At 38.3% G+C, this 22,579-nt stretch carries 14 protein-coding genes and 2 pseudogenes; 14 read left to right on the top strand and 2 right to left on the bottom strand.

Going from position 1 to position 22,579, the window contains the following annotated elements; all coding sequences use genetic code 11:
* Positions 1-3 precede the first annotated feature (3 nt).
* From WN59_RS10205 to WN59_RS10175, 8 genes and pseudogenes are all read left to right on the top strand, one after another.
* A complete protein-coding gene (locus tag WN59_RS10205) occupies positions 4-810 on the top strand; it encodes a hypothetical protein (RefSeq protein WP_046516812.1) in 807 nt (268 codons plus the stop codon).
* 14 nt (positions 811-824) lie between these two features.
* Positions 825-1,349, top strand: a complete 525-nt coding sequence (locus WN59_RS10200) for a hypothetical protein (protein WP_046516807.1) — start codon at positions 825-827, stop codon at positions 1,347-1,349.
* A 15-nt stretch (positions 1,350-1,364) separates the two neighbouring features.
* Entirely contained in the window at positions 1,365-2,222 is an 858-nt protein-coding gene (locus WN59_RS10195) for a GW dipeptide domain-containing protein (RefSeq protein WP_046516802.1), read from the top strand.
* Positions 2,209-4,359: a glycosyltransferase family 2 protein gene (locus tag WN59_RS13335; RefSeq protein ID WP_052747399.1), complete on the top strand. Its 2,151-nt coding sequence runs from the start codon at positions 2,209-2,211 to the stop codon at positions 4,357-4,359. Before WN59_RS10195 ends, WN59_RS13335 begins: the two co-directional genes overlap by 14 nt.
* Positions 4,360-4,530: 171 nt before the next feature.
* Positions 4,531-5,595 (top strand): annotated as a pseudogene (locus WN59_RS13555) (IS3 family transposase).
* A gap of 503 nt (positions 5,596-6,098) precedes the next feature.
* Positions 6,099-8,054 (top strand): hypothetical protein, encoded by a 1,956-nt coding sequence (locus WN59_RS10185; RefSeq protein WP_046516797.1) that lies wholly within the window; start codon positions 6,099-6,101, stop codon positions 8,052-8,054.
* A gap of 204 nt (positions 8,055-8,258) precedes the next feature.
* Positions 8,259-9,325 (top strand): annotated as a pseudogene (locus tag WN59_RS10180) (IS30 family transposase).
* A 499-nt stretch (positions 9,326-9,824) separates the two neighbouring features.
* On the top strand, positions 9,825-11,282 hold the full coding sequence (locus WN59_RS10175; RefSeq protein ID WP_046516794.1) for a hypothetical protein: 1,458 nt from the start codon (positions 9,825-9,827) through the stop codon (positions 11,280-11,282).
* A gap of 212 nt (positions 11,283-11,494) precedes the next feature.
* On the opposite strand, the gene WN59_RS10170 is transcribed toward WN59_RS10175, so the two are convergent.
* Positions 11,495-13,435: a hypothetical protein gene (locus WN59_RS10170; RefSeq protein ID WP_046516790.1), complete on the bottom strand. Its 1,941-nt coding sequence runs from the start codon at positions 13,433-13,435 to the stop codon at positions 11,495-11,497.
* Between the two features lie 215 nt (positions 13,436-13,650).
* Between WN59_RS10170 and WN59_RS10165 the strand changes: the two genes are divergently transcribed.
* Positions 13,651-14,088: a hypothetical protein gene (locus WN59_RS10165; protein ID WP_046516787.1), complete on the top strand. Its 438-nt coding sequence runs from the start codon at positions 13,651-13,653 to the stop codon at positions 14,086-14,088.
* A 146-nt stretch (positions 14,089-14,234) separates the two neighbouring features.
* Positions 14,235-16,532 (top strand): acyltransferase family protein, encoded by a 2,298-nt coding sequence (locus WN59_RS10160; RefSeq protein ID WP_046516783.1) that lies wholly within the window; start codon positions 14,235-14,237, stop codon positions 16,530-16,532.
* Between the two features lie 44 nt (positions 16,533-16,576).
* On the opposite strand, the gene WN59_RS10155 is transcribed toward WN59_RS10160, so the two are convergent.
* Positions 16,577-17,659 carry a glycosyltransferase family 4 protein gene (locus WN59_RS10155; protein WP_046516780.1) on the bottom strand — a complete coding sequence of 361 codons (1,083 nt, stop codon included), beginning with the start codon at positions 17,657-17,659 and terminating at the stop codon, positions 16,577-16,579.
* Between the two features lie 118 nt (positions 17,660-17,777).
* Here WN59_RS10155 and WN59_RS10150 point away from each other — a divergent pair, with 118 nt between their 5' ends.
* The 4 genes from WN59_RS10150 to bioB all read left to right on the top strand — a co-directional run bounded on the left by WN59_RS10150 (position 17,778) and on the right by bioB (position 22,579).
* Positions 17,778-18,155, top strand: a complete 378-nt coding sequence (locus tag WN59_RS10150; RefSeq protein ID WP_052747397.1) for a hypothetical protein — start codon at positions 17,778-17,780, stop codon at positions 18,153-18,155.
* Positions 18,156-18,289: 134 nt separating this feature from the next.
* Positions 18,290-19,729 carry a sodium:solute symporter family protein gene (locus WN59_RS10145; RefSeq protein WP_046516777.1) on the top strand — a complete coding sequence of 480 codons (1,440 nt, stop codon included), beginning with the start codon at positions 18,290-18,292 and terminating at the stop codon, positions 19,727-19,729.
* The gene (locus WN59_RS10140; protein ID WP_046516774.1) at positions 19,726-21,348 is read left to right on the top strand and encodes an amidohydrolase; all 1,623 of its coding nucleotides are present in this window, start codon (positions 19,726-19,728) and stop codon (positions 21,346-21,348) included. Before WN59_RS10145 ends, WN59_RS10140 begins: the two co-directional genes overlap by 4 nt.
* A 241-nt stretch (positions 21,349-21,589) precedes the next feature.
* The gene (gene bioB, locus WN59_RS10135; RefSeq protein WP_046516770.1) at positions 21,590-22,579 is read left to right on the top strand and encodes a biotin synthase BioB; all 990 of its coding nucleotides are present in this window, start codon (positions 21,590-21,592) and stop codon (positions 22,577-22,579) included.

Below are 22,579 nucleotides of genomic sequence, written 5' to 3'. Positions count from 1 at the left end.
TTAATGGAAATAAATGACTTTACTATACAAAAATTTAATGAACATGAAGGTATCATAAATATTTTAGTTGTAGAACCAGAAAACCAGAATATTTATTCTGATATCGATAAAGGATTTATAACCGCTAGGAGTCAGGATTATAATTTTAAAATCCTGACTGTAAGAGAAATCCTTAAAATAGATAAAGAGTTATACTATAAAGCTGAATATAAAGGTAAAAAAATTGGTTTATTTAAACCCGTTAAAAGTATTTTTCTGATACCAAAAATGAATAGACAAATAAAAATAAAACAAAGTACTGAGTTTGAAAATGCATTGAATGAATATCTCCTTCTTGAGAAAGAACACTTCGAATCTAATAAATCCAATGTGGCATTCTCAAAATTTTATGCGATTTTTGAGGGGAAAATATATGAAACAATAGTTCTTATAGATGAGATACTATGTTTCCTGAGATCCGATGAAATTAATAATCTTCATAAAATAGCGAAGCATTTTACTGTCGAAACCGATGCGATGACCTTTTATAATAGCGAGATGACTAAAAAGAGTAATTTAATTAAAGCTGGCGAAAAAATTTATTCTTCAAAATATATTATTCCAAACGAAAAGAAAGTAAAATTTAGATATAATAATAAAGATATTTGGATTTCTGAAGAACATATAAACATTAACTATACAATTAGTTATTATCAACCTAATGATATTAATGACCTTATTATAGATGCTATTCTGAATCAATATAATGAGAAATTGGAAAATTACCATATTTATTATAATAAGTTGCTCAATCGTGAATTGAATAAATAAGGTGGGGAAGATTGATGAATCTGAGGCAATATCGTAAAGCATTCAATAAAGAATTTAAAAAGCAAGGTTTATCAAAAACAACTATATTTAAGTCTATCAAATTATTTAATTCAAAGAATTTGACGATTCGAAATTATTCATTAAAAAGAGATCTTTTCTATTATTCAAAGAATGTTTTCGTCCCTAACAGTAACGATTTCCCCAGTTGGAACGTTGAAAAAAACAACATTAAAATGCTCTACATTTCTTATTTAACACTTAATAATAACTTTGCCTATTCACCAGATGAAAGCTTTTTTAATATTGAAGAAAACGAAGTGTACTATATTGATATCTCTGTAAGTCAAAGTAAAAATATAATTGTAACACCAATTATTATTCATTATTCAAGAGGAAAAAAAACAAAACTTACTAAAATAATTGATAAAAATCAGCTATTGAATTTTTCAAATGATGAAGATAAATGTAGATTAACTTTTAAAATAGAAGGTAGTGGAGACTTTTCAATTGAAAATATTAAAGTTTTAAAACTGCGTTAAGGTGGTGTATCAATTATGGAGAATAATTTTTTGAAATTAAATGAAAGAGATTTATTATTAAAGGTTCCTAAAAAATATTATTTTGAAGAACAAGGCAATAAATTTATTTACAATAGTCTTGCTAATAATAAAGTTATTGCTCTTGCAAATTCGCTTAATGATTCTATCGTAGAAGTAAAGAAACAGAAATTGTTTAACAAAAAAAATATGTCATTTATTAGTAGAAATGGAGAAGATATAGGTTGGGTTCATTTAAAGAATTCCAAAAAATTATTTAGGTTGCCTAATGTGCAGGGTAAATTTAATAATATATCAAAACCCATCGATACGGATGAGAATTTAAAAAATCTTGTCAATGGAATTATTAAAGCTAGTTATATCTTTTTTGAAGAAAATGAACCGATTTTGTTAGTCAATAAAATTGGTTCAAATATGTATGGAAAACTTCATGCTAATGATTTTTATAGAGCTCAAATGCCTGGTACCAATTTAAATATAAGTATTGACAGAAATACAATGCTATATAAGGATAGTCAATTTAGCCGCAGTGTCAAACAGTTAGAAAAGAACACAGTTTGCAAAGTGATCCTTTATTTCGAAAATTTAAATGAACTACGAATTCAACTAAATGGTAAATTATATTGGATAAAAAAGAATCATCGAATTACGAAAAGCCATTCGGAAATTGAAGATATTAATTATGAATTAGTAGACATGTTAGTATATTTAAAAGAATTGAACAAAAAAAATAATATTTTAATTCACAATCAGAATAATAAATTAAAAAATATAGAGTCTAATATAGAAATATCAAATGATTTACAAAAATTTTATCTGAAGAAATATGTAGGTGATATTTATGAATCTGAATAAAGTGATTTCTCTAGATACTAAATTTAATAATAGGATACCTGATGCTAAGCCTATTATTAAATTTATGGAAAAAGTTATAAATCATAAAATCAAAACATTAGAGAATACTTCTTTACTTCAAGAATTAAAAATTTTGAATATTCATTCTGATCTAGATAATGAGATCTTGATGCTGAGTGAACCTAAATCTTCTTTCTTAGTGGAAGAAGATTTATTACATTTTATTGAAAACTATAGACAAGAAGTATCCAAGGCACAAAGGGAAGAAGTACCCATTGTTCATTTAATAACTAATATTAAATGGTTTCGATTATTCGAAGATATTATAAATCAAAATGGAATAGAAATTTATGTATCTAAAAGCGATTATGAAAAAATGGATAAAGTGAAAAACAATGAAAAAATTAAAATTTTAGAAGAGTATATTATGCCGAGTGAATTTCATCATTATTCTAATGACATTAATAAATCAATTATAATTGATTTGACATTCGCAGATTTAAACAATAAAAATTACTCATTAGATTTTCAAAAATTAATATATAAAGCAATGAAATTTAATAATATTTTATTGTTGGTAAAACCTGGAGATTATTTTCCACAGTTTGAAAATGATAAAATAAAAGTTACTGATGATTTAAATAGCAATGAGATCTTTACATATACAAATGTTTTTATATACACTAATAGACCATACAGTAACGAAATTGTCTCCAGAATATTATATTATGCAGCAAATTCTAAAGTTGTGTTTACCAATTATAATTATAGCTTGAATAATATAATACCTTCAGTAATATTAAATCTTAGTAAAAATGATTATGAGATTTCACCTTTAAATGAGAAAGATGCATTTGACATCATTAACGAAAATAGAAATAAAGTTATGTATGATAACACATTGATAAATGTATTATCTAAGATTTATGAAGATATATACGGAGAACAGTTAATTAGTAAAGTAGTTTTTAATTTAAGAAGAAAATATCATACTTCTAATACCTTTTTTAAACTTTCAGTGGATGAAAATAGTACATTCGACGCCTTTTGTAATAGTAAAAAATATGATATTGAACAAACATTATTTTTCCCATTATTATTTTTAAGCGAAAAAGCAGTAAACTTTAATGATAATTATATGCGTTATATTGAATACAACAATGGTTTAACTATTAAAAAAAATTCATCTATCTCTGAAAAAATTATAAAAGAAAAAAAATTAAGTATTATTATACCGATTCATAATAATGGAAAATATTTAAAATTTAAATGTTATAATAGCATAAAAAAGTTAAGTTGTTTTAATGAATTGGAAATTATTTTTATAGATGACGGTAGTACAGATTACGAAACACTAAGAATAGTTGAAGATATATGTAATGAAAACTCAGAAATCATATACAAAAGGTTTGAAAAAGGCTCAGGGAGTGCTTCAAGACCTCGTAATGTCGGTATAGATTTGGCTACGACTGATTATATTACATTTCTTGATCCAGATAACGAAGCTATAGATGATGGATTTTCTATACTTTTGGATAAAATTTTACAAAACGATGAAATAGATATGATAGTAGGTAATATTGTTCGAGAGGATAATCTGAAGAGAAACGAAATAAATTATTATAGTAAAGTAATAAAAGAAAATGTAAATGACGTTATTGAAAATACCCGAGATGTTCTCATTAAGACTCGATTAACCGTGCAGAGCATTCAAGCATTAATAGTTAAACGAGAAATATTAATAGATAATAACTTAAAAATGGTAGAAGGCGCAGCGGGGCAAGATACATTATTTTTCCAACAACTGATGTTAAAGTGTAAAAAAGTTAAAGTTTTAAATCAAATGGTACATTCCTATTATGCATATGTTGAAGGCTCTGTAACAAATACAGTAACTCATAGATTTTTCGAAAAGTTTTACAAGGTGGAATTGGAAAGAATCAAATTTTTAGAAGAAGAAAACTTGATTGATGTTTATATGGATATTAAATTTAATTTTTACTTTAAAAACTGGTATTTAAAAAAATACGAAACTATTAATAGTGTAAGCGAAAAAAATAAATCCAAAGATTATTTGGATAAAATTATTAAGTTGTATGAGCCTTATAAAGAATATTTTGATGATATAAAATACTAACTTTTATATAACTGTAATATTTATATGATTATAATTTTGAATAAATGGAAAATAATAAAAATAGGATATGCTAATATATTAAAAATGGCAAACATAATATATTTAGAATCGTGATAATTATAATGGCCCCAGAATTTTAGACACGAAAGAAGGAGATGTTAAGGTAGGTATATGAAACGTAAAAGATATACACTGGAATTCAAATCCCAAGTTGTGTTGGAAGCCTTGAAGGAAGAAAAACAATGAATCAGATCGCTTCGGAACGTGACGTCCATGTGAACCAGCTGCATAATTGGAAAAAACAAGTTCCTACAGGAGATGCCGCGGATTTTTGACAGCCGATCCAAAGATCTGGACAGAATGAAAGACTACTATGAAGAGAAGGTGGAAAGCTCGCCACGCAATTGTCGTGGGTCAAATAAATCTGGCATCTACCACGACAAGACAGGAACGCATAGAAATGGTGGACTGGGCAGCCACTGATTTTGCCATCTCGGAACAGGCCGGACTGTTGGGCTCAATCAATCCAGTCTTTACTACAAACCGGTGACGCCCTCACCGGAAGAGCTAGCTATTAAACACCGGATTGATGAGATCTATACGCGCTTTCCATTCTATGGGTCACGCTGTATTACCGAAAAAATGAAGCATGAAGGTGGGGCCATCAACCGTAAGCGGGGCCAACCTGAGCAAACGCAATCTGCAGCATCGTATCTATCCCTATCTGTTGAAAAGCCTACCAATTACCCGGCCCAATCAGGTTTGGAATATTGATATTACATATATTCGACTATTCGACTTTAAAATCATTGGATGTATCTCACCGCTATCATCGACTGGTATTCCCGCTATGTCGACAGCTGGGAACTGGACCAGACAATGGAAATGGACTTTGTTCTGGATACTGTGTAACGGGTGCTGGCCAGCGGGACACCGAGATATTCAACAGTGACCTGGGTAGTCATTTCACCAGTCCCAGATACATCGATCTCTTGAAAGCACAGCCAAGCATCCAGCTCAGTATGGACAGCAGAGGACGTGCATTGGATAACATCATGATTGAGCGTTTCTGACGAAGTCTCGAGTATAAAGAGATATATTTGAAGGTATAGGACGCCCAGGGAGGCAAGGCAGCATATCCGTAACTATATGGCATTCTACAACCACGAGTGCATTGGACTATCAGACGCCAGGCACCATTCATATTCATTAGATGCCCACCCGTTCCCTCCTTGAACAATTATCTTTCCGATGTTCAGAACCTGACATCGGAAAGCGGGGGCTGCAAGAGGGGAAAGAACAGAACTAAGGACCCACCTTACTTTTATAAAATTCGTGTCTTGACAACCGGGTCCACTTTAGTTTTTAATTCCATGTGATCACTCCTTAATATAAGTATACACATAGGACTGTGGAAACTCTGGCAAGGCGATTGGGTCATTCTTCATGGTCATTAAGGGGTCACTGCGTGGCCACGCAAAAAGAAACCCCATAACCACAGGGGTGATGAGGTTTCTAACGGTGATGGAGAGATTACTTTTAAACCGAGAATGGATGAGAATAGCGTAGAATCAGGTTTTTAGTCGTTATTGTAATGAGAATAAAATAGAACGTTTGGTCGAGAATTGGACAAGTATAAATACAATTAATCTTATTGCCTATAAATCCACTAATTGCTATATTTGATTAGAATTATAATTATATTAAACTCACGGTCATTACGTAAAGGCGGTAATTTAATGAGTAAAGAAATAAAATTATATCCATATGGCTTTATCTTTTCTGATGAATTAATCAGAAGTGTTCCGGATCAATATTCCCACTTAAAAATTCTTGATAAATACAATTACTATTTTGATAACATCTATAATCCTAGCGTTTATGAAACTGGTAATTCTTTCATAATACTTCATGGTCATTTCGTTCATATCGGATTAGAAGAAAATATTAATATCAATAATCTAGCTAATAAGTTATTAAATTTATTTACTCATGACTACAATGAATTTCTAGATACACTTGATTTTATTGCTGGAAGATATGTCATAATCATCGGTAATGAAACCTCTATTCGAATCTACCCAGATGCAACTAATTCTAGATCATCATATTATACAACTGATAAACTTGTTATCTCATCGCATGCTAACTTAATAGCAGATAATTTTGAGTATGAACACGATCATTTTAATCAGAAGATGCCTAAAATGAGTTATTCCTTTGATAATAGCCCTTATGTTAATATTAGAAGTTCTGTTCCAAACTATTATGTAGATTTAAAAACTAATAAATCTACTCGCTTCTTTCCAAGAGAAAATAATAAATATACATCTTACGATGAATCACAAAAATTTGAAATGGTCGAAAGACTTTGGAGATCGCAAATTGACTACTATCAAAGTACATCTAACGAATTAGTATTATCACTAACTGGAGGTAACGATAGTCGAATTTCTCTAGCGATGGCCAGAGAGCATAACCAAGATATTAAATTCTTCACTTACTCTACTAAAGAAGGAGAAGATGAAAAAAGTGGGCGATTTGCGGAAGTATTATCGGTAGACCAATATCTTGTTAAGCAAATATTATGTGATATCTCACTTAACCATACATTTTTCTTTTTTAATGAAAAGAGAAAAAAACTAACTAAAGAAGACAAAATGAACTTAGAAAAAAACACTATTTTACAACATGGGCGTTATATACTTCCTTACTATTTAGATACTTTTCCTGGAGACAGGGTTATGCATATCAGAGGGAACTTATTAGAAATAGCTAGAAGTTACTTTTATCAAAGGAATCGCGCCAATGACGTTTCATCTGTGATATCAACATTCAAGTTTGGTTTTAGAAAGTTTTATGAAGAAGTTGGAGAATCTGTTGTAGACAATAAACTAAGCACTTCTTTAGAAAATCTTAGTTATGGGCAAAATTTATTTGATTATCATATTTTAGATTTATTTTATTGGGAAGACAGAATGGGAGGATGGCACTCAGAGGTACTAAATGAAACTGATGCAGCATTCGACACTCTACTTCCATTCAACATGAGGGCAATTATTGATATATCATTATCATTCCCTGTTTCTGAACGCCGTTCCGATTATATGTTTAAAGAACTAGTAAATAGGAACCATCCTATACTTAACTTTTATGGACGAAACGAAAAGGCTAATCTATATGAACAACAGAGAGACCAAATAAGTTCAGAAGAAAGCAAAATGCCTATATTCTTTGATAGTTTTACAGTAGTCGACGTTGAAAATGAAATAAAAACTACTGTAAAAGAAAATGAAAATACGATTTATATACCGGAATCTCATCTAGCAAAAGATAATTACTCTGAAATCAATTTTAATTTTAAATTAGATCAAGGGATCGCAATTATTGAAATATATAGTAAATACTTATCTGCTAGAGGGAAGAATTATTTAAATTACGAAGTGTTTAAAAATGAAGAATTATTGCTGAACGAGGATATTGCAGAGTGGAATATACCAAATCAAATTAATGTTATGAACATGAAAAAAGGTGATGTAATTTCAATACGAATAAAATCACTAAAGAATTCAAAGGCAAAGTCATGGGAAAATGCATCTAGATTATATATTAATAGTTATCGAGAATTTAGAACTAATAAAGAAAATGAAATAGAAATTTCTTGTACAAGTCCTTTCTCTTTATTAAATTTCTAAGTACAATAAAGCCGCACTATCTTCCCGTAGAGCGGCTTTTATCATGAACGCTATTTTTGTATACTTTATAATTTAATTCTATCATATAAAGGAATATTGGTGGATTTTATAATGAACTTAGCCACCTCTGATACAAAAAACACCATGTGAATTTCATGTTATATTGAAAGTTAACTACAACACTCAATAAAGGAATGAAATCACATGACGCAACCTCATGATACCACTGAATCCATCAAAGGAAAACACCTGACCCAAGATGAACGGGCCCAAATTGAGATTTTAAAGCAGGAGAATTACGCAAACCGTGCCATTGCGGCGCGTTTAGGACGCGCTCCCCAGACCATCAATAACGAAATCAAACGCGGGATCATCCGCCAAACCCGCCGTCAGAAACAGAATGGAAAAACATATGATTATGAGTATCATGTCTATGATCCAGGCTACGCTTAAACGCGTTATGAAAACCGCGGCCGAAATGGCGCCAATCCAATGCATTTGTCGACTGGGCAGATACACAGATGCTGGACCACCACTGGTCGCCTGATGCCGTGATTGGTGCTGCGAAGCAAAGGGATATGTGCCCGGATGAACTGATACCGTGTACGACGACGCTCTACAACTGGATTGACCGGCATATCATGCGCACAAAGAATATCCATCTATCGGAGAAGCTCAGCCGCAACACAAAATCAAAAACACACAAGGACCGCAAACATAAACGTGATTTGGGGCCGTACATCGCTGAACGGCCGGAAGCTCTCGAATCCTGGGAAACATTCGGTCACTGGGAAATCGACACCGGCATTGGTTCAAAACACAAGGATGATGCGGTGCTGCTGACACTGGCGGAGCGACAGCCCCGGTTTGAAGTGCTTTTGAAAATTGATGGCAAGAACGATCAACCGGTCACAGAGGCCATCGAATCACTCGTTGAATGCGCCGGTCATCACATGTCATCGTTATTCAAGACCATCACATCAGATAATGGCTCTGAATTCAGTGCACTGCATGCCACCTTGAAGCATGTGACAGACGTCTATTTTGCCCGGCCATTCGCTTCATATGAACGCGGGCCCAGCGAGAACCAGCATAAGCGCATTCACCGGTTCATCCCGAAAGGTCAGTCGATTTCATCAATCAGTGACCGACAGATTCAGCGCATTCAACGATGGATGAATGACTATCCCCGTAAAATCCTGAGATACCGGACACCGCATGAGCGTTTTGCCCAGGCAATGCAACATACACAACCGACACATAGCGCCTAGTGTAAGATCTCCTCCCCCCCTCGGGGGAGGAGAAGCCCGGCCATTAGAGGGCTTTCACAAACTCTGGATTCGGGTCACACCCTAGTGGCTAACTTAAACTTGAAATTCGCGAGATTGTATTTTTATACTGTTAGGCATTTAAAACCAAAAAATCGAATAATTAATAGTTTATCAGAAGAATATTATAAATATGTTGACTTAGTTATGGCGGCTTCATTAGTTTGTAAAACTGTTTTGCTAAAAATGTATTTTTTTAAAGATTTGGATAAAGACGTAGTCCGGTTAAAAGAATAAAACAAAATCAGGCAGTTATTTGCCAATCCTCATTATGATTTTTGTATTTTCCGTGGTTTTGATAAAGATAAACATGCATGGAAAATAAGTGATTTAGCAAAACTTAAATCATCCAAAATCATATGCTATGGAAATTTTTCTAAAACTTTATGTACTGAAAATTAAATAATCATGTTAGGAATAACTAAAAAGAGGTGTTGTTTGTATGGACAGATCATACTTAAGTAATCCGTTTAGCTTAACGAAAAAGGAATTTGAGAATAAAAGTTTACTGGACGACAGTATGTCATTAAATCATGCATATTTTTATTATAATGACGAAACCAAATATAAAATTTTTGAAAAAAATGGAGTAAAATTAATATTGATAGGATATATATTAGACATTCGTGATTCCTTACAAACATCCGACTCAATCACCAAATCTTTATTGGATCTATATTCAAAAAATAATAACTTGTTTTATGAAAATTTATCATACCTTAATGGGAGGTTTGTCCTTATTTTTGATAGTGAAGATGATACATGTGTGTATTCTGATGCAACAGTGTTGCGTCCTCTTTTCTATTGGGAAAATGATATTGTTTCATCACATGAGATTATTATCAGAGAAGCTGTACTCGAAGAACTAAATATTGAACTAGAAATAAGTTCATTTGAAATGAAAAATTTCTTAGATTATTCTAATACAAATTCTATATATAAATTTAACCCTAACTTATATTTTTCTTTCAAAAATCAAGAATTTATACGTTATTATCCTAAAGATAATTTTGGAAACCAAACATTGGAAAAAGTTTTAGAAAATACAGAAGACTATTTTTTACCTCAGGTTGAATGGCTGGATAAAAACTTTAGCACAATCCAACAATCGTTGACAGGTGGTTTTGATGCAAAATTATCATTAGCCATTAATAAGCCCATATTAAGTAAGCTCAATTTCTTCACTTATATGTATAGGTTCAATGAAGATGATCCTTACGATGAACTAAGTCAATTTAAAAAAATCTACTATAAAGATAAGTACATCGTAGACCAGTTAATATACAATTTTAACTTGAGACATAAGTATTTATTTTTTGGAGATTATAAAATGCCAAAGGAGTACCATGAGAAAATATCATCACATGTGAGTTCACATCATTCGTATATTTTAAGTTATTTAACTCATGAAGAATTTCCTAAAGGGTCAATTCACGTTAAATCAACACTTTATGAATTGGCAAAACAGCCTTATACAGGGCATGCTGAGATGAAAATAGAAGATAATTGGATGATAAGAGCAATCAAGCATTGGGCTCCTAAAGAAATCAGAGAAGATGAAAGTACATTGAATGACATGTATCAGGCTTACTTTAGAAGGAATAAGTTACAGGAAGTCATTGATAAAGGCCATAATCTACCAATGATTATTTACTGGGAATATCGGATGGGGAATTGGCATGGAAGCCTGACTCAAGAAACGGATACTGTAATGGAAACATTTATTTTTATAAATAACAGATACATGATTGACCAACTGCTAACGTTGAAATTGGAAGATAAAAAGGAAAAAAAGTATCTCACTGAATTAGTTAAAAGATTTTGGCCGGCTTTAAATTACTTTGTTTCAAACAGTTTTGATACTTTGGAAGATAAGTTAGAAGAAACAAAAAACATATAAAACTTGATTACCAGTAACTAAAATTGAGTATGTATCTTTGTTGGAAAAATGCTGAGCAGTATTTGTGTATAGTTGATGAGTTCTACTTGATGGTTATGCCTATCATTTTAAATTGCTTCTAATAGATTATTGAAATGTGCTAATAAAAGAACCGTGTTTCAAAGCAATCCTGGTATAAATTTATTGGGAGCCTTGAAATCACGGTTTTTATATTAGTAATTAGAATATGGGCTGTTGGAACTCACTATAAATTTAATATTATTTTTCATGGGTGTTTCTACTATGTTATTTATATAAGTTTTGGACGCATTTTCCCAAGAAATGCTTTTAATATCTTTTAAAGCTGTGATTCTAATCTTAATTTCATCATCTCTAGTTAACCCAGTAATTGAAATATTATTTACTTCCTTCCATAGTGCGAGATCTTCGCTGAGAATCACATTATTATTAAGTAATATTGAATATTTCAAGATTTTTGTTCCTTTAGGATTGAAATATTCATTCAATACCGATAAGTTTACTATTCCTTTATCACTATTATAGAAATAAGGTTTTGACTCAGCATAATAATTTTTCTGTATATAATCCTTTGGGAGGTAGACAAGATTATTAATAGAATCTCTTACATCTATCAAGTTGCTATTTGAATCATAAATACCAAATGAGTTAAAATGATCTTCTTCATTTCGTTTAGTCTGCTCGTAAAGGTTTTGCGTTTCATTTTTTCCAAAAAAATTCAGAAGAGGATGATTTCTGTTTATCAACTCATTAAACAGATAGTCAGTTTTTCTCTGCTTCAAACTGAAGGACAGGGAGGCGTCAATGATTGCCCGCATATTGAATGGCAGAAATGTTTCAAATGCCACGTCAGTTTCGTTTAACACCTCTGGCATCCATCTCCCCATACGATTCTCCCAATAATAGAGGTCTAAGAGATGGTAATCGAAAAGCGGTTCGTTATACCCCATTTTTTCTATGCTGCTATTGATCAGCCCTTCTATCTTTTTGTATTTGGCATCACTGGATTTTAAACCTTTAAGCAGTTTATGTCTCGCATGATTCCTAATAGAATTACTGGAGTTTGTACTTCTGTGAGTTATATAATAGGCACGCCCTATCTCCAAAAGATTGGCCCGGATATGAATTATATCTTTTTCTTTAAAATGCTTCAGATAATGTGGTAGAAGGCCCTTTCCATGATTTCTTACTGTGTTTGTCAATATAATGCGGTTTTGGAATGTATTCAAAGAAATATTGTCATCCCTGAAATACATAAATTCATGATTCAGTTTATAGTTATCCAATATTTGATTGACGATTTGTTTATCCAGATACAGTAATTCATCTTTAGTCGTTTCAGGTTTTATATCATCCTCATATGGTGTGTATGTGAATGATTCGATATCTTCCATATAATCTTTTGCCATTGCAAGCGACAGACGGCTATCTGCACCCCCTGTCAACGAAAAAATCAATTTTTCATTATTGTTAACAAAGTGTTTCAGCTGTTCTTTCCATAAAAACTCGATTGCTTTGAATTTATCAGCTTCGTCAGTATTCCTGTACCTGTTGTTCTCTCGTGGGAAAAATCTGATTTTCTTACCGTCATTTAAATTCAAATAAAAATTTGGCAGCAGGCTTTCAACATTCATAAACAAGCTGTAATCAAAAAAGATTCTATAGTCATATGTAGTAGAGGATAAAGGGTCATTTGGTATTTTGAACACTTCTTTTAACAGTTTACTGTGAGAAGCTATGCTGTTGAAGTCTTTGGAATAGTAGGCTGTTCTTGAGCCGGTGGCATCTGGGTAAACATACACATTATCTCTGTCACCTATTATTATTACGAAACGGCCTCCAAGATAATCGAGCTTTTCCAGAAATTGCTCATAATTATTACTGAACAGACTGAGCAATAATTTGGGTGACTCTTCTGTAATATCCCCTGATTCCGGATCAATGTGAACGAACAGTCCATGAATGATGATGAAGCTTTCGTCATCATTGTATACCTTCATCCGTGAATCTTTGTCATAATAATAATGATACTTCCCTTGAATTACCGAATGTTCGTAATGAGACGGTAGATTTTCTATATCTTCTTCTGCTGTAAACAGAAATCCATTTGGGAATACTCTTATTTTATCGTTCATTCTTTATACTTCCTTTTTGTATTAGTGGCAGTGAAAATGTGCGCAGACAGAGTTTTTGTGACTGGCCCCATACTGTCTTATATACAATTACTTTAATAGCAATAATACCATAAGTGTCAGACAATGAATAATTTCGAATTATATATAGCATATATTATTTATGTGCTATTATAGAAGTGTAGTTTTGGATTATAAAATTGTTTGGGGGAACAATCATGAAATTAAAACCGTTATTTGTTCTGGGGTCAAGTATTCTTCTATTAACTGCTTGCGGTACAGGTGAAAATGGAGAGGAGACAGAAGCCTCAGGCTCTAATGCTGAAACTTCCAATGAAGAGAATGCTGATAATACTCAAAGTGCAAATCTGATTGACAAAGAAAGTTTGAATGATGGTGGCTGGATTAATTTTGAAGGCAATGTAAAAGAGCAGGAGGGGATGATGAATACGGAAAGCATTCCATATGACCCATCCAAAGAATATGAGCTCAATTCCGGGGCATACGTTACATACTTCAACGGGGAAGAATTTATTGAAACAAAACTGATCCAGGATAATTTGCCTGGGCCAATTGAAACAGTCGATGAAGCGGACAGTATCCAACTGAGTTTTCATAAAGATTTTATAGATATGATAGAATTGAAAGAGAAGTAGGAAGGGACCAGGAATATTCATGGTCCTAAGTTAATATTTTTAAGATACTCAATTTTCAAGTATGATAGGATTCAAAGTATAAAAGACCAGACGACTTTGTCTGGTCTTTTATACTTTGAATCCTCGAAGTAAAAGAGGTGTACACATTGGAGATAAAAAAACAATATCGCCCTGAAATAGAAGGGCTGAGGTTTGTTGCTGCGCTGCTCGTAGCCATTTACCATATTTGGATGATGCGTGTGTCAGGGGGAGTCGATGTATTTTTTGTTGTATCTGGTTTTCTTATCACTACATCACTCCTTTCCAAGTATGCACGGGATGGATATATACAATTTTTCAATTTTATTGGCGGCCTTTTGAAAAGGCTGCTGCCTCAGGCTGTTACAGTCCTGATCTTTGTAACTGTCATGAGTTATTTTATCCTGCCGGAAGTGAGGCACATAGATACGATCAAGGAGATTTTCGCTTCATTGTTCTATTACGAGAACTGGCAGTTGGCCATTACAGGTACGGATTATCTTGATCAGAATAATGCAAAGAGCCCGGTACAGCATTTCTGGGCAATGTCGATCCAGGGACAATTTTATCTCATATGGTTTTTGATTATTTCTGCAACAGTAATCATTTATACTAAAACAAAATTTGAGATGAAAAATATCCTTCTGGCTATACTCTCGGTTCTGTTTTTCATTTCTTTGGCATACTCCGTATATTTGACCGAAGTGAATCAGCCTTGGGCGTATTTTGATACACGCACCCGGGTATGGGAGTTTGCTGTCGGTGGTATACTTATGATCTTCATATTCAAAGCGAAGCTCCCAGCAATTCTCAGCACGATTTTGGGATGGGGTGGCCTAATCGGTTTGACTATCACAGGCTTCATCATGGATGTGGGTGCCAGTTTTCCGAGTTACATAGCGCTATGGCCAGTGACCGCTGCTGTGTTCGTCATGTTAGCGGGACAGAATCCAACATCGTTCGGAGTGGAGAAGTTCCTTGGAAGCAGGCCCATGGTTTACTTAGGTGGTCTTAGCTATGGATTATACTTATGGCATTGGCCGATTCTGAGCTTTTACTATGTTATTTTTGATACAACAGATGTGGGTGTCGTGCACGGGGTAAGCATAATACTTCTTTCACTGCTACTGAGTTTTTTAACGACCAATTTTATAGAAAAGCCGATAAACGGGTTTATAACAAGCAGAAAACTTACACTTAGATCTTTCACTCCCATTATTGCCATGGCAGGTTTACTGGTAATCATAACTTGCGGCTGGCTGGCATACAGCCAATTTAAAGGCTCATACTCTATGAATTTTGCAGGGAATGAGGATTATCCGGGTGTCATGGCGAATACAGAAGCAGTGGAAAGTCCCGAACCTCGAGATCCCATACCTGGCTTGGAGGGTATCAAAAATGACAAAGCTGAACCTTATGAAGATGGCTGCCATGTTTCACCAGGGGATTCAGAGGTGAAAATATGTGAATATGGTGAAACTGATGATTATGACTATACTGTAGCACTTGTCGGTGGTTCAAAATCCACACACTGGCTGCCAAGTCTCCAATCTTTTGCTGAGGAAGAAGCGGTACGGGTGTTGAATGTAACTAAAAGTGGCTGCCGTTTCACTTTAGACGAAGTCAAAGCTGAAGACTGTATGGAATGGAACAAAAATGTGGTGGATCAAGTGAGTAAGGAAGACCCGGATCTGCTGATTACGCTGGCCGACAATGCCAATAAGCCGGAAAAAGTACCTGGAGGGTTCCTGGAACAGTTTGAAAAGGCGGATGAATACGGTATTCCTGTAATGGCAATAAGGGACACTCCATATCTTTCGGAAGATGCTTCAGAATGTCTGAGCGCCAATGGGATGGATACGGATAAATGTAATGTGGATAGAGATGAAACATACCCCGATCCATCAGCATGGGAGAGACTGGAGAATCCGCCGTCCAATGTGCACTATGCTGACTATACCGACTATATTTGCGGAGAAGAGGAATGTCCCGTGGTCATCGGGAATGTGGTTGTTTATCTGGATAAAAGCCATATGACAGCAACATTCAACGAGACATTCGGACCGATAATCCGTAAGGACGTTATGCAAATACTGGATAATATCCCCGCGAAAGAGAAAAGTATGAACAATGAGAATCTGATAGATTCCGGTAGCCTTATCAGCGGCAGCTGGATAGGTTATAACGGTGAAACGGTTGAAGACGAAGAAATGAGGACAACCCGTTCAATACCTTATGATCCTGACAAAAGTTACGAAATCAACCGTTCCAGTTATGTTTCCTATTTCAACGGAGACGAGTTCATCGAAACGAAGCTGTATGAGGAAGGACTTCCGAAGACCATTGATACAGTGGAGGAAGCGGATAGTGTGAAAGTGAGTTTTAATGAATACAATATGAATGAAATTGAACTTGTAGAGAAGTAATGAGAATGACCACAAAGATTTAAAAACCTTTGTGGTCATAATATTTACTCACTCAGATGGAGTATACTATACAGATCGTACAACTCCTGATTTATCCTATCCCCATCAAAAAACTGTTTTGCAATCTCATGACCAAACCTGCCGAGGCGATTTATATTGGCCTGGTCATCCAGCAGATGATTCAAATCTTCTCCTACGCTGTCCAGCTCATAATCTGCGAATTTTTTCCCTGCACCGCCGAAGTTGCTGTAAACAGCTGACTGCCAGTTCTTTTGTGTGATCAGGCCGATGTATATCTTGCTGCCTACCGCAATGACGGGTTTGCCGCATGCCATGCCTTCGATGGCGGATCTTCCCGGGGCGATGATGATGTCGCAGTCCAGATAGGCATTTTTCAGTTCTTCATCGACGAGCCAGCCTTTGAATTGGATGGTATGACCGGTGTCTTCAAGCATATTTTGACAAAGTTCCATGAATTCGTCTCTGTGTGTGCCGTCGCCGATCATGTGTATATTGATCTTAATATCTGGTCTGGTTTTAATATGGTTCACGGCGAGGAGCAGTATGTCCAGGATGAATTGCTTGTCCCTGTCAAGGCGTGTGACGAATCCGACGGTGATCTCTTCGGAGTCCCTGTCATGATACTTCGGCTGATCGAACAGGCTGCTGTCGTACCCGTTGGGCATCACGTAGTACTTTTCATAGTGTGCATCAATCCGGCTCTGCAGGTGGTTCTTTATCCCCTCTGATACTGTGACGATGGCATCCAGCCTGTCTATATGTGCTCCGAGTCCGTCGAGCCATATTCCGTGATAGGTCTCTATCAGGGGGACGCTGTACTTTTCAGCGTATTTGAGTGCAGGGTATTTGGAAGGTCCCGGATGGAAATGGACGAGGTCGAATGCAACATCCACATTCTCTATGCTTTCGAGTGCCTGGTCTGCATCGGAAAAGTCTGTGGTGATTGTGTGTATGCCTTCTGCTTTCATGCGCTGCTCGAGACGTCCCGGCTTCAATACAACATGGACGGTACAGCCCTGCTTTTTCATATATATTGCCGAAGCATAGACATTCTCGTGCAGGCCGCCCATCGGCGCATGGAAGTTAACGATATACAGCAGGTTCATCATGATCCCCCCGAGTGGTTATTTGCCCTTGATTATACAGTTAATGCAATTCAAATAAAACTAAACGATGATGTGTTATCATGAAACCGTAAAGTACTCATACATACGGGAGGCAACTATGGATAAATTTTTGAAGCGTTTCATGATTGCAGTTCTATCTGTCTCTGTCCTGGCGGCATGCGGCAACGGAAATGGCAACTCTGACAATCTCATTGATACCGGAAATGTGACAGAGGGCAGCTGGGTGGGGTACAACGGTGATGATGTGGAGGATGAGGAGATGGTGACGTCTGAACTGATTCCCTACGATCCGGATGCTGGCTACGAAATCAACCGTTCCAGCTATGTTTCCTATTTCAACGGTGACGAGTTCATTGAAACGAAGTTATACGGGGAGGACCTGCCACTGACGATTGACCCGGTTGAAGAGGCGGACGGTATCAAAGTGAGCTTCAACCAGTACAACAGTGATGCGATTGAGCTGGTGGAAAAATAGTCCCGGCACCACAAAGTCACATTGGGGCTTTGTGGTATTTTTACAGCCTTTTAAGTTTTCAGTATTTTCTGTTTATATATAGGTGGAACTAAGGGTATAATGAATACCATACCCAACTGGAAAGGAACAATTCGATGTACTGGTACATTACATATTTCATCTTATACTTCGGCGCGATGTTCGGTGTCGCGGCGTATTATTATTTCAAGATCAAGACGTTTGAGGATTATATGATCAGTTCCTGGAGCACGGGATTCTGGAAGATAACGGGGACCATCATCAGCACGAATGCGGGTGCGGCTGTGTTCATCGGGTGGATGGGGCTCGGGTTCACGGTCGGGTTCTCGGGCTATTTCAAGTTTGCGCTGGTTGCGTATTTCTTCAGCCTGCTGCTGGTGATACTGTTTGCGAAACCGTTGAGGCGGCAGAAGCTGTTTACGCTGGCTGATCTGTTCACGGCACGCTTCGGCGGCCGGACGGGGATGGTGCCATCGCTGATTTCGGCATTGGTATACTCCGTGCCGACGCTGGCGCTGCAGCTGATCGGCATGTCGACCGTGTTCAACATCACTCTGGGCTGGGGCCTCAATACCGGTCTCATCGTGAGTACGCTGTTGATCCTGGCGTTCTCGATTATGGGCGGGCTGCCGGCGACAATTATTACGGATGCGGTCCAGGCACTGATCATCATCTTCGGACTGATCATCCTGACAGCGACGATTGTGATGCATGTAGGAGGACTGGGTGAGCTTTTTGCCAATACACCGTTTGAATACTTGAGCCCTGTGAGTGCAGAAGGGGTAGGGGACACATTGCTCTATGCCCTGTCTGTCGGGCCGTTCTATCTGGTCTGGCAGTCGACGTGGCAGCGGATATTTGCAGCGAAAGACGAGAAGACGGCACTCTATGCGGGGATTACGGGACATGTGATCGTGGCTGTCGTGGCGGTTCTGCCGTTTCTGATCGGCGTATCTGCCAGACAGTTCGTCGACCTCGATATGCAGCAGGATCTGGTGTTTTCCTACGTGACGAATGAGCTGCTGCCGGCGCCGGTGGCGGGCATCATCTTCGTGGCATTGCTTGCGGCACTGATGACGGGGGCGACCAGTTTCAACCTGCAGGGGGCAAGCAACCTGACGCGTGACTTGTACCAGGTGATGGTCAATCCGGGGGCGACTAACGAGCGCATGCTCCTTGTCTCAAGGGTTTCGGTTGTCATCATCACGGTACTCGGCACCGGGGCGGCGGCCTTCATCACCAACATCAATGATGCGTACCGCTGGGCGCTGATGGTCAACGGCGTGATCCTCGTGTTCCCGTTCCTTGCGATCATGTTCTGGCGCCGGGTGACGAAAAAGGGCGTCATCACAAGCATGCTGGCGTCCCTCGTGTTCATACTGGTCTACCCGTTCCTCGGGCTGCCGTTCGACCAGGCACTGGCGGGCTATGTATTCTCTCTCGTTGTAGTGGTGGCAGTCAGCCTGCTGACAAAACACGGTGAATCGGAAGTGGTCAGGACTGCGATGAGGCATAGACTGGTAAAAGACATACAGGATGTGGAGGCAAAAGAATGAATGAAAAGATAATCAATGCGAATGTAGTGGATGTGGATGCAGGCGGCACGTATACGGCGACCGTTGAAGTATCCGGCGGACGGATACGGAAGGTAGAGCGGCAGACGGGTACCGTCCATGATGAAGATGCGCTTGACTTGGAAGGAGGATACCTGTCCCCCGGGTTCATCGATACGCACAGCCACCTGATCATGTTTTCCAGTTTCCGCCGTCAGCTGAACTGTTCGGCCGATAATGTGGGGAGCATCGAGGATATAGTGGCGCAGTTTAAGGCGCGTAAGGATGAGCTGCTTACTGACGGCTGGCTACAGGGCTACGGCTACAGTGAATATGACCTTCTGGAACAGCGCCATCCGGACCGCTTCGACCTCGATCGGATATCAGGGGATGTTCCGATCTACATCAAGCACAGCTCGCTGCATATGGGGGCGGTGAATACGAAGGCGCTCGGGCTGATGGGTGTCGCCCTCGACGACCCGGATCCGAAGGGGGGAAGATACGGCAGGGATGAAGATGGCCTGCTGAACGGTGTTTTATACGAATTCCCCGCGATGGAGAAAGTGAAGGCCGTGGTCCCTGAAATCGATCCGGGGACGCTGGCGGATGATATCGAGGCCGGGGTGGATGAATATCTCGCTCGCGGCATCACCAACTCGACCGAGATGGGTGTCGGGATACTTGCCGGCATGGATGACTACAGGGCGATGCTCAAGTTCCTGGAGCGGCCGCAGAAGATGCGTACCCGCTGGGCGGTCCTGTACCAGTTATTGGAGCAGGAAGGCATATCCGCCGATGAGCTGAAAGGGCGGCTGGAAGACCTGGGCGGCGGATTCAGCACGCTTGAAGGGGCGAAGTTCTTCAGTGACGGCTCCATACAGCTGCATACGGCTTCAATCAGGGGAGAGTATCATGATGGTACCCCGTCAGACGATCTGCAGCTTGAGCAGGCGGAACTCGAGAAACTGTTTGGACATTTCCAGCGTCTGGGCTATCCGCTGATTACCCATGCGAACGGCGACTTTGCCGCGCGGACAGTGATTGAGGCATACAAAAATACCGAAGGTTCAAAGACGGCCGAAGCCATGAACCGGGTCGAGCATCTCCAGACAGTCAATCGGGAAGACATCAGGGAAATGGTGGATAACGGCATCGGCGGTTCATTCTTCATCAACCATGTATATCATTTCGGCGATATCCATAAGAAGTACTTTTTGGGTCCTGAAAGAGTGCAGAACCTGGACCCGGTAAAATGGGCGGAAGATGCCGGCATGACGTTCACCATCCACTCCGACTGTCCCGTCACCGATATATCACCGCTTGCATCCATCCGTTTTGCGGTGGAGCGGAAGACACGCAAGGGTGACGTGCTCGGTGCACACCAGAAGCTGACACGCCTCGAAGCCTACCGGAAAATGACACTGGACGCCGCACGTCTGAATGGCACGGAGGATGAAGAGGGCAGTGTGGAAGCGGGCAAATATGCAGATTTTGTCGTATTGAATGACAATCCGCTTGGATATGATGTAGAGCTGACCGATGATCTGGTCGAGATGACGATCGTGAACGGGAAAATCGTATACGGCAGCAGAAGCGGCGACCAGGGGGCTCCCCGGTCCTGAACATGATGTGCACTTCCCGAAGCAGGCGGCTGAAATGTAAACTGCTTTCAGGGGGTGCCTTTTTTTAAGTCTGCATTTAGGCACAAAGGTGAAAGGGTTAGCGTGCAATGCATATCACAGGATGGGCTGTGCATCCTTTTGCACATAATCATTGACGGTCCACCATCTTATTGTTAACCTTAATAATTGTATGGTTGACAATAAGCAGGGAGAATATTCCCTGGACAGGGGGCGCATAGCATTGGACTTTAAAGCATTGGCAGAAGAAGTGATACAAGGGTATGATATTACAAATGAAGAAGCGATGCAGATTCTGGAATGTCCGGATGAAGAAATTCTGGAGCTGCTGAACAGTGCGTACATAATCCGGAAGCATTATTATGGAAATGAAGTCAAATTGAATATGATAATCAATACGAAATCCGGGGCATGTCAGGAAAATTGTGGATACTGTGCCCAATCAAGGGATTCTACCAATCCTATCGAGAAGTATCGGATGATGCAGAAAGATGAAATTGTAGAAGGGGCTAAAAGAGCATATCAGCTGCAGTCAGGCACTTACTGCATCGTTGCCAGCGGCCGGGGTCCAACCACCCGTGAACTGCACCAGGTCACAAGTGCCGTCAAAGAGATAAAGGAAAAGTATGATTTGAAAATATGTGCCTGTCTGGGAATACTCAAGCCTGGTCAGGCGGAGCAGCTCATGGAAGCCGGTGTCGATCGTTACAATCACAATATCAACACATCAGAGAACCACCACGATGCGATTACAACCAGTCACAGCTATCAGGACCGTGTTGGAACAGTCGGGAAAGTGAAAGAAGCAGGCATCTCACCGTGCTCCGGCGTGATTGTTGGGATGAAGGAGACGAAGCAGGACGTCATACAGATGGCTTTGGCACTGAAAGAATTGGATGCCGATTCCATACCTGTGAACTTCCTTCATGCGATGGAAGGGACCCTGCTCGAGGGGACTGATGAATTGACCCCGGTGTATTGTTTGAAAGTGCTGAGTCTTTTCCGCTTCATCAATCCAACTAAGGAGATCCGCATTTCAGGGGGCAGGGAAGTGAACCTGCGCAGTCTGCAGCCACTTGGCCTGTATGCAGCAAACTCCGTCTTTATCGGGGACTATCTGACCACAGCCGGGCAGGAAGGGACGAAAGATCACCAGATGCTGAAGGATCTGGGGTTTGAAATTGACTATGTGGGCAGTGGCAGGCCGATTTAA

Origin of the sequence: Salinicoccus sediminis (genome assembly GCF_000986795.1) — a bacterium.
Taxonomy (GTDB): Bacteria; Bacillota; Bacilli; order Staphylococcales; family Salinicoccaceae; genus Salinicoccus; species Salinicoccus sediminis.
This window is presented reverse-complemented; position numbering and strand designations above follow the sequence as displayed.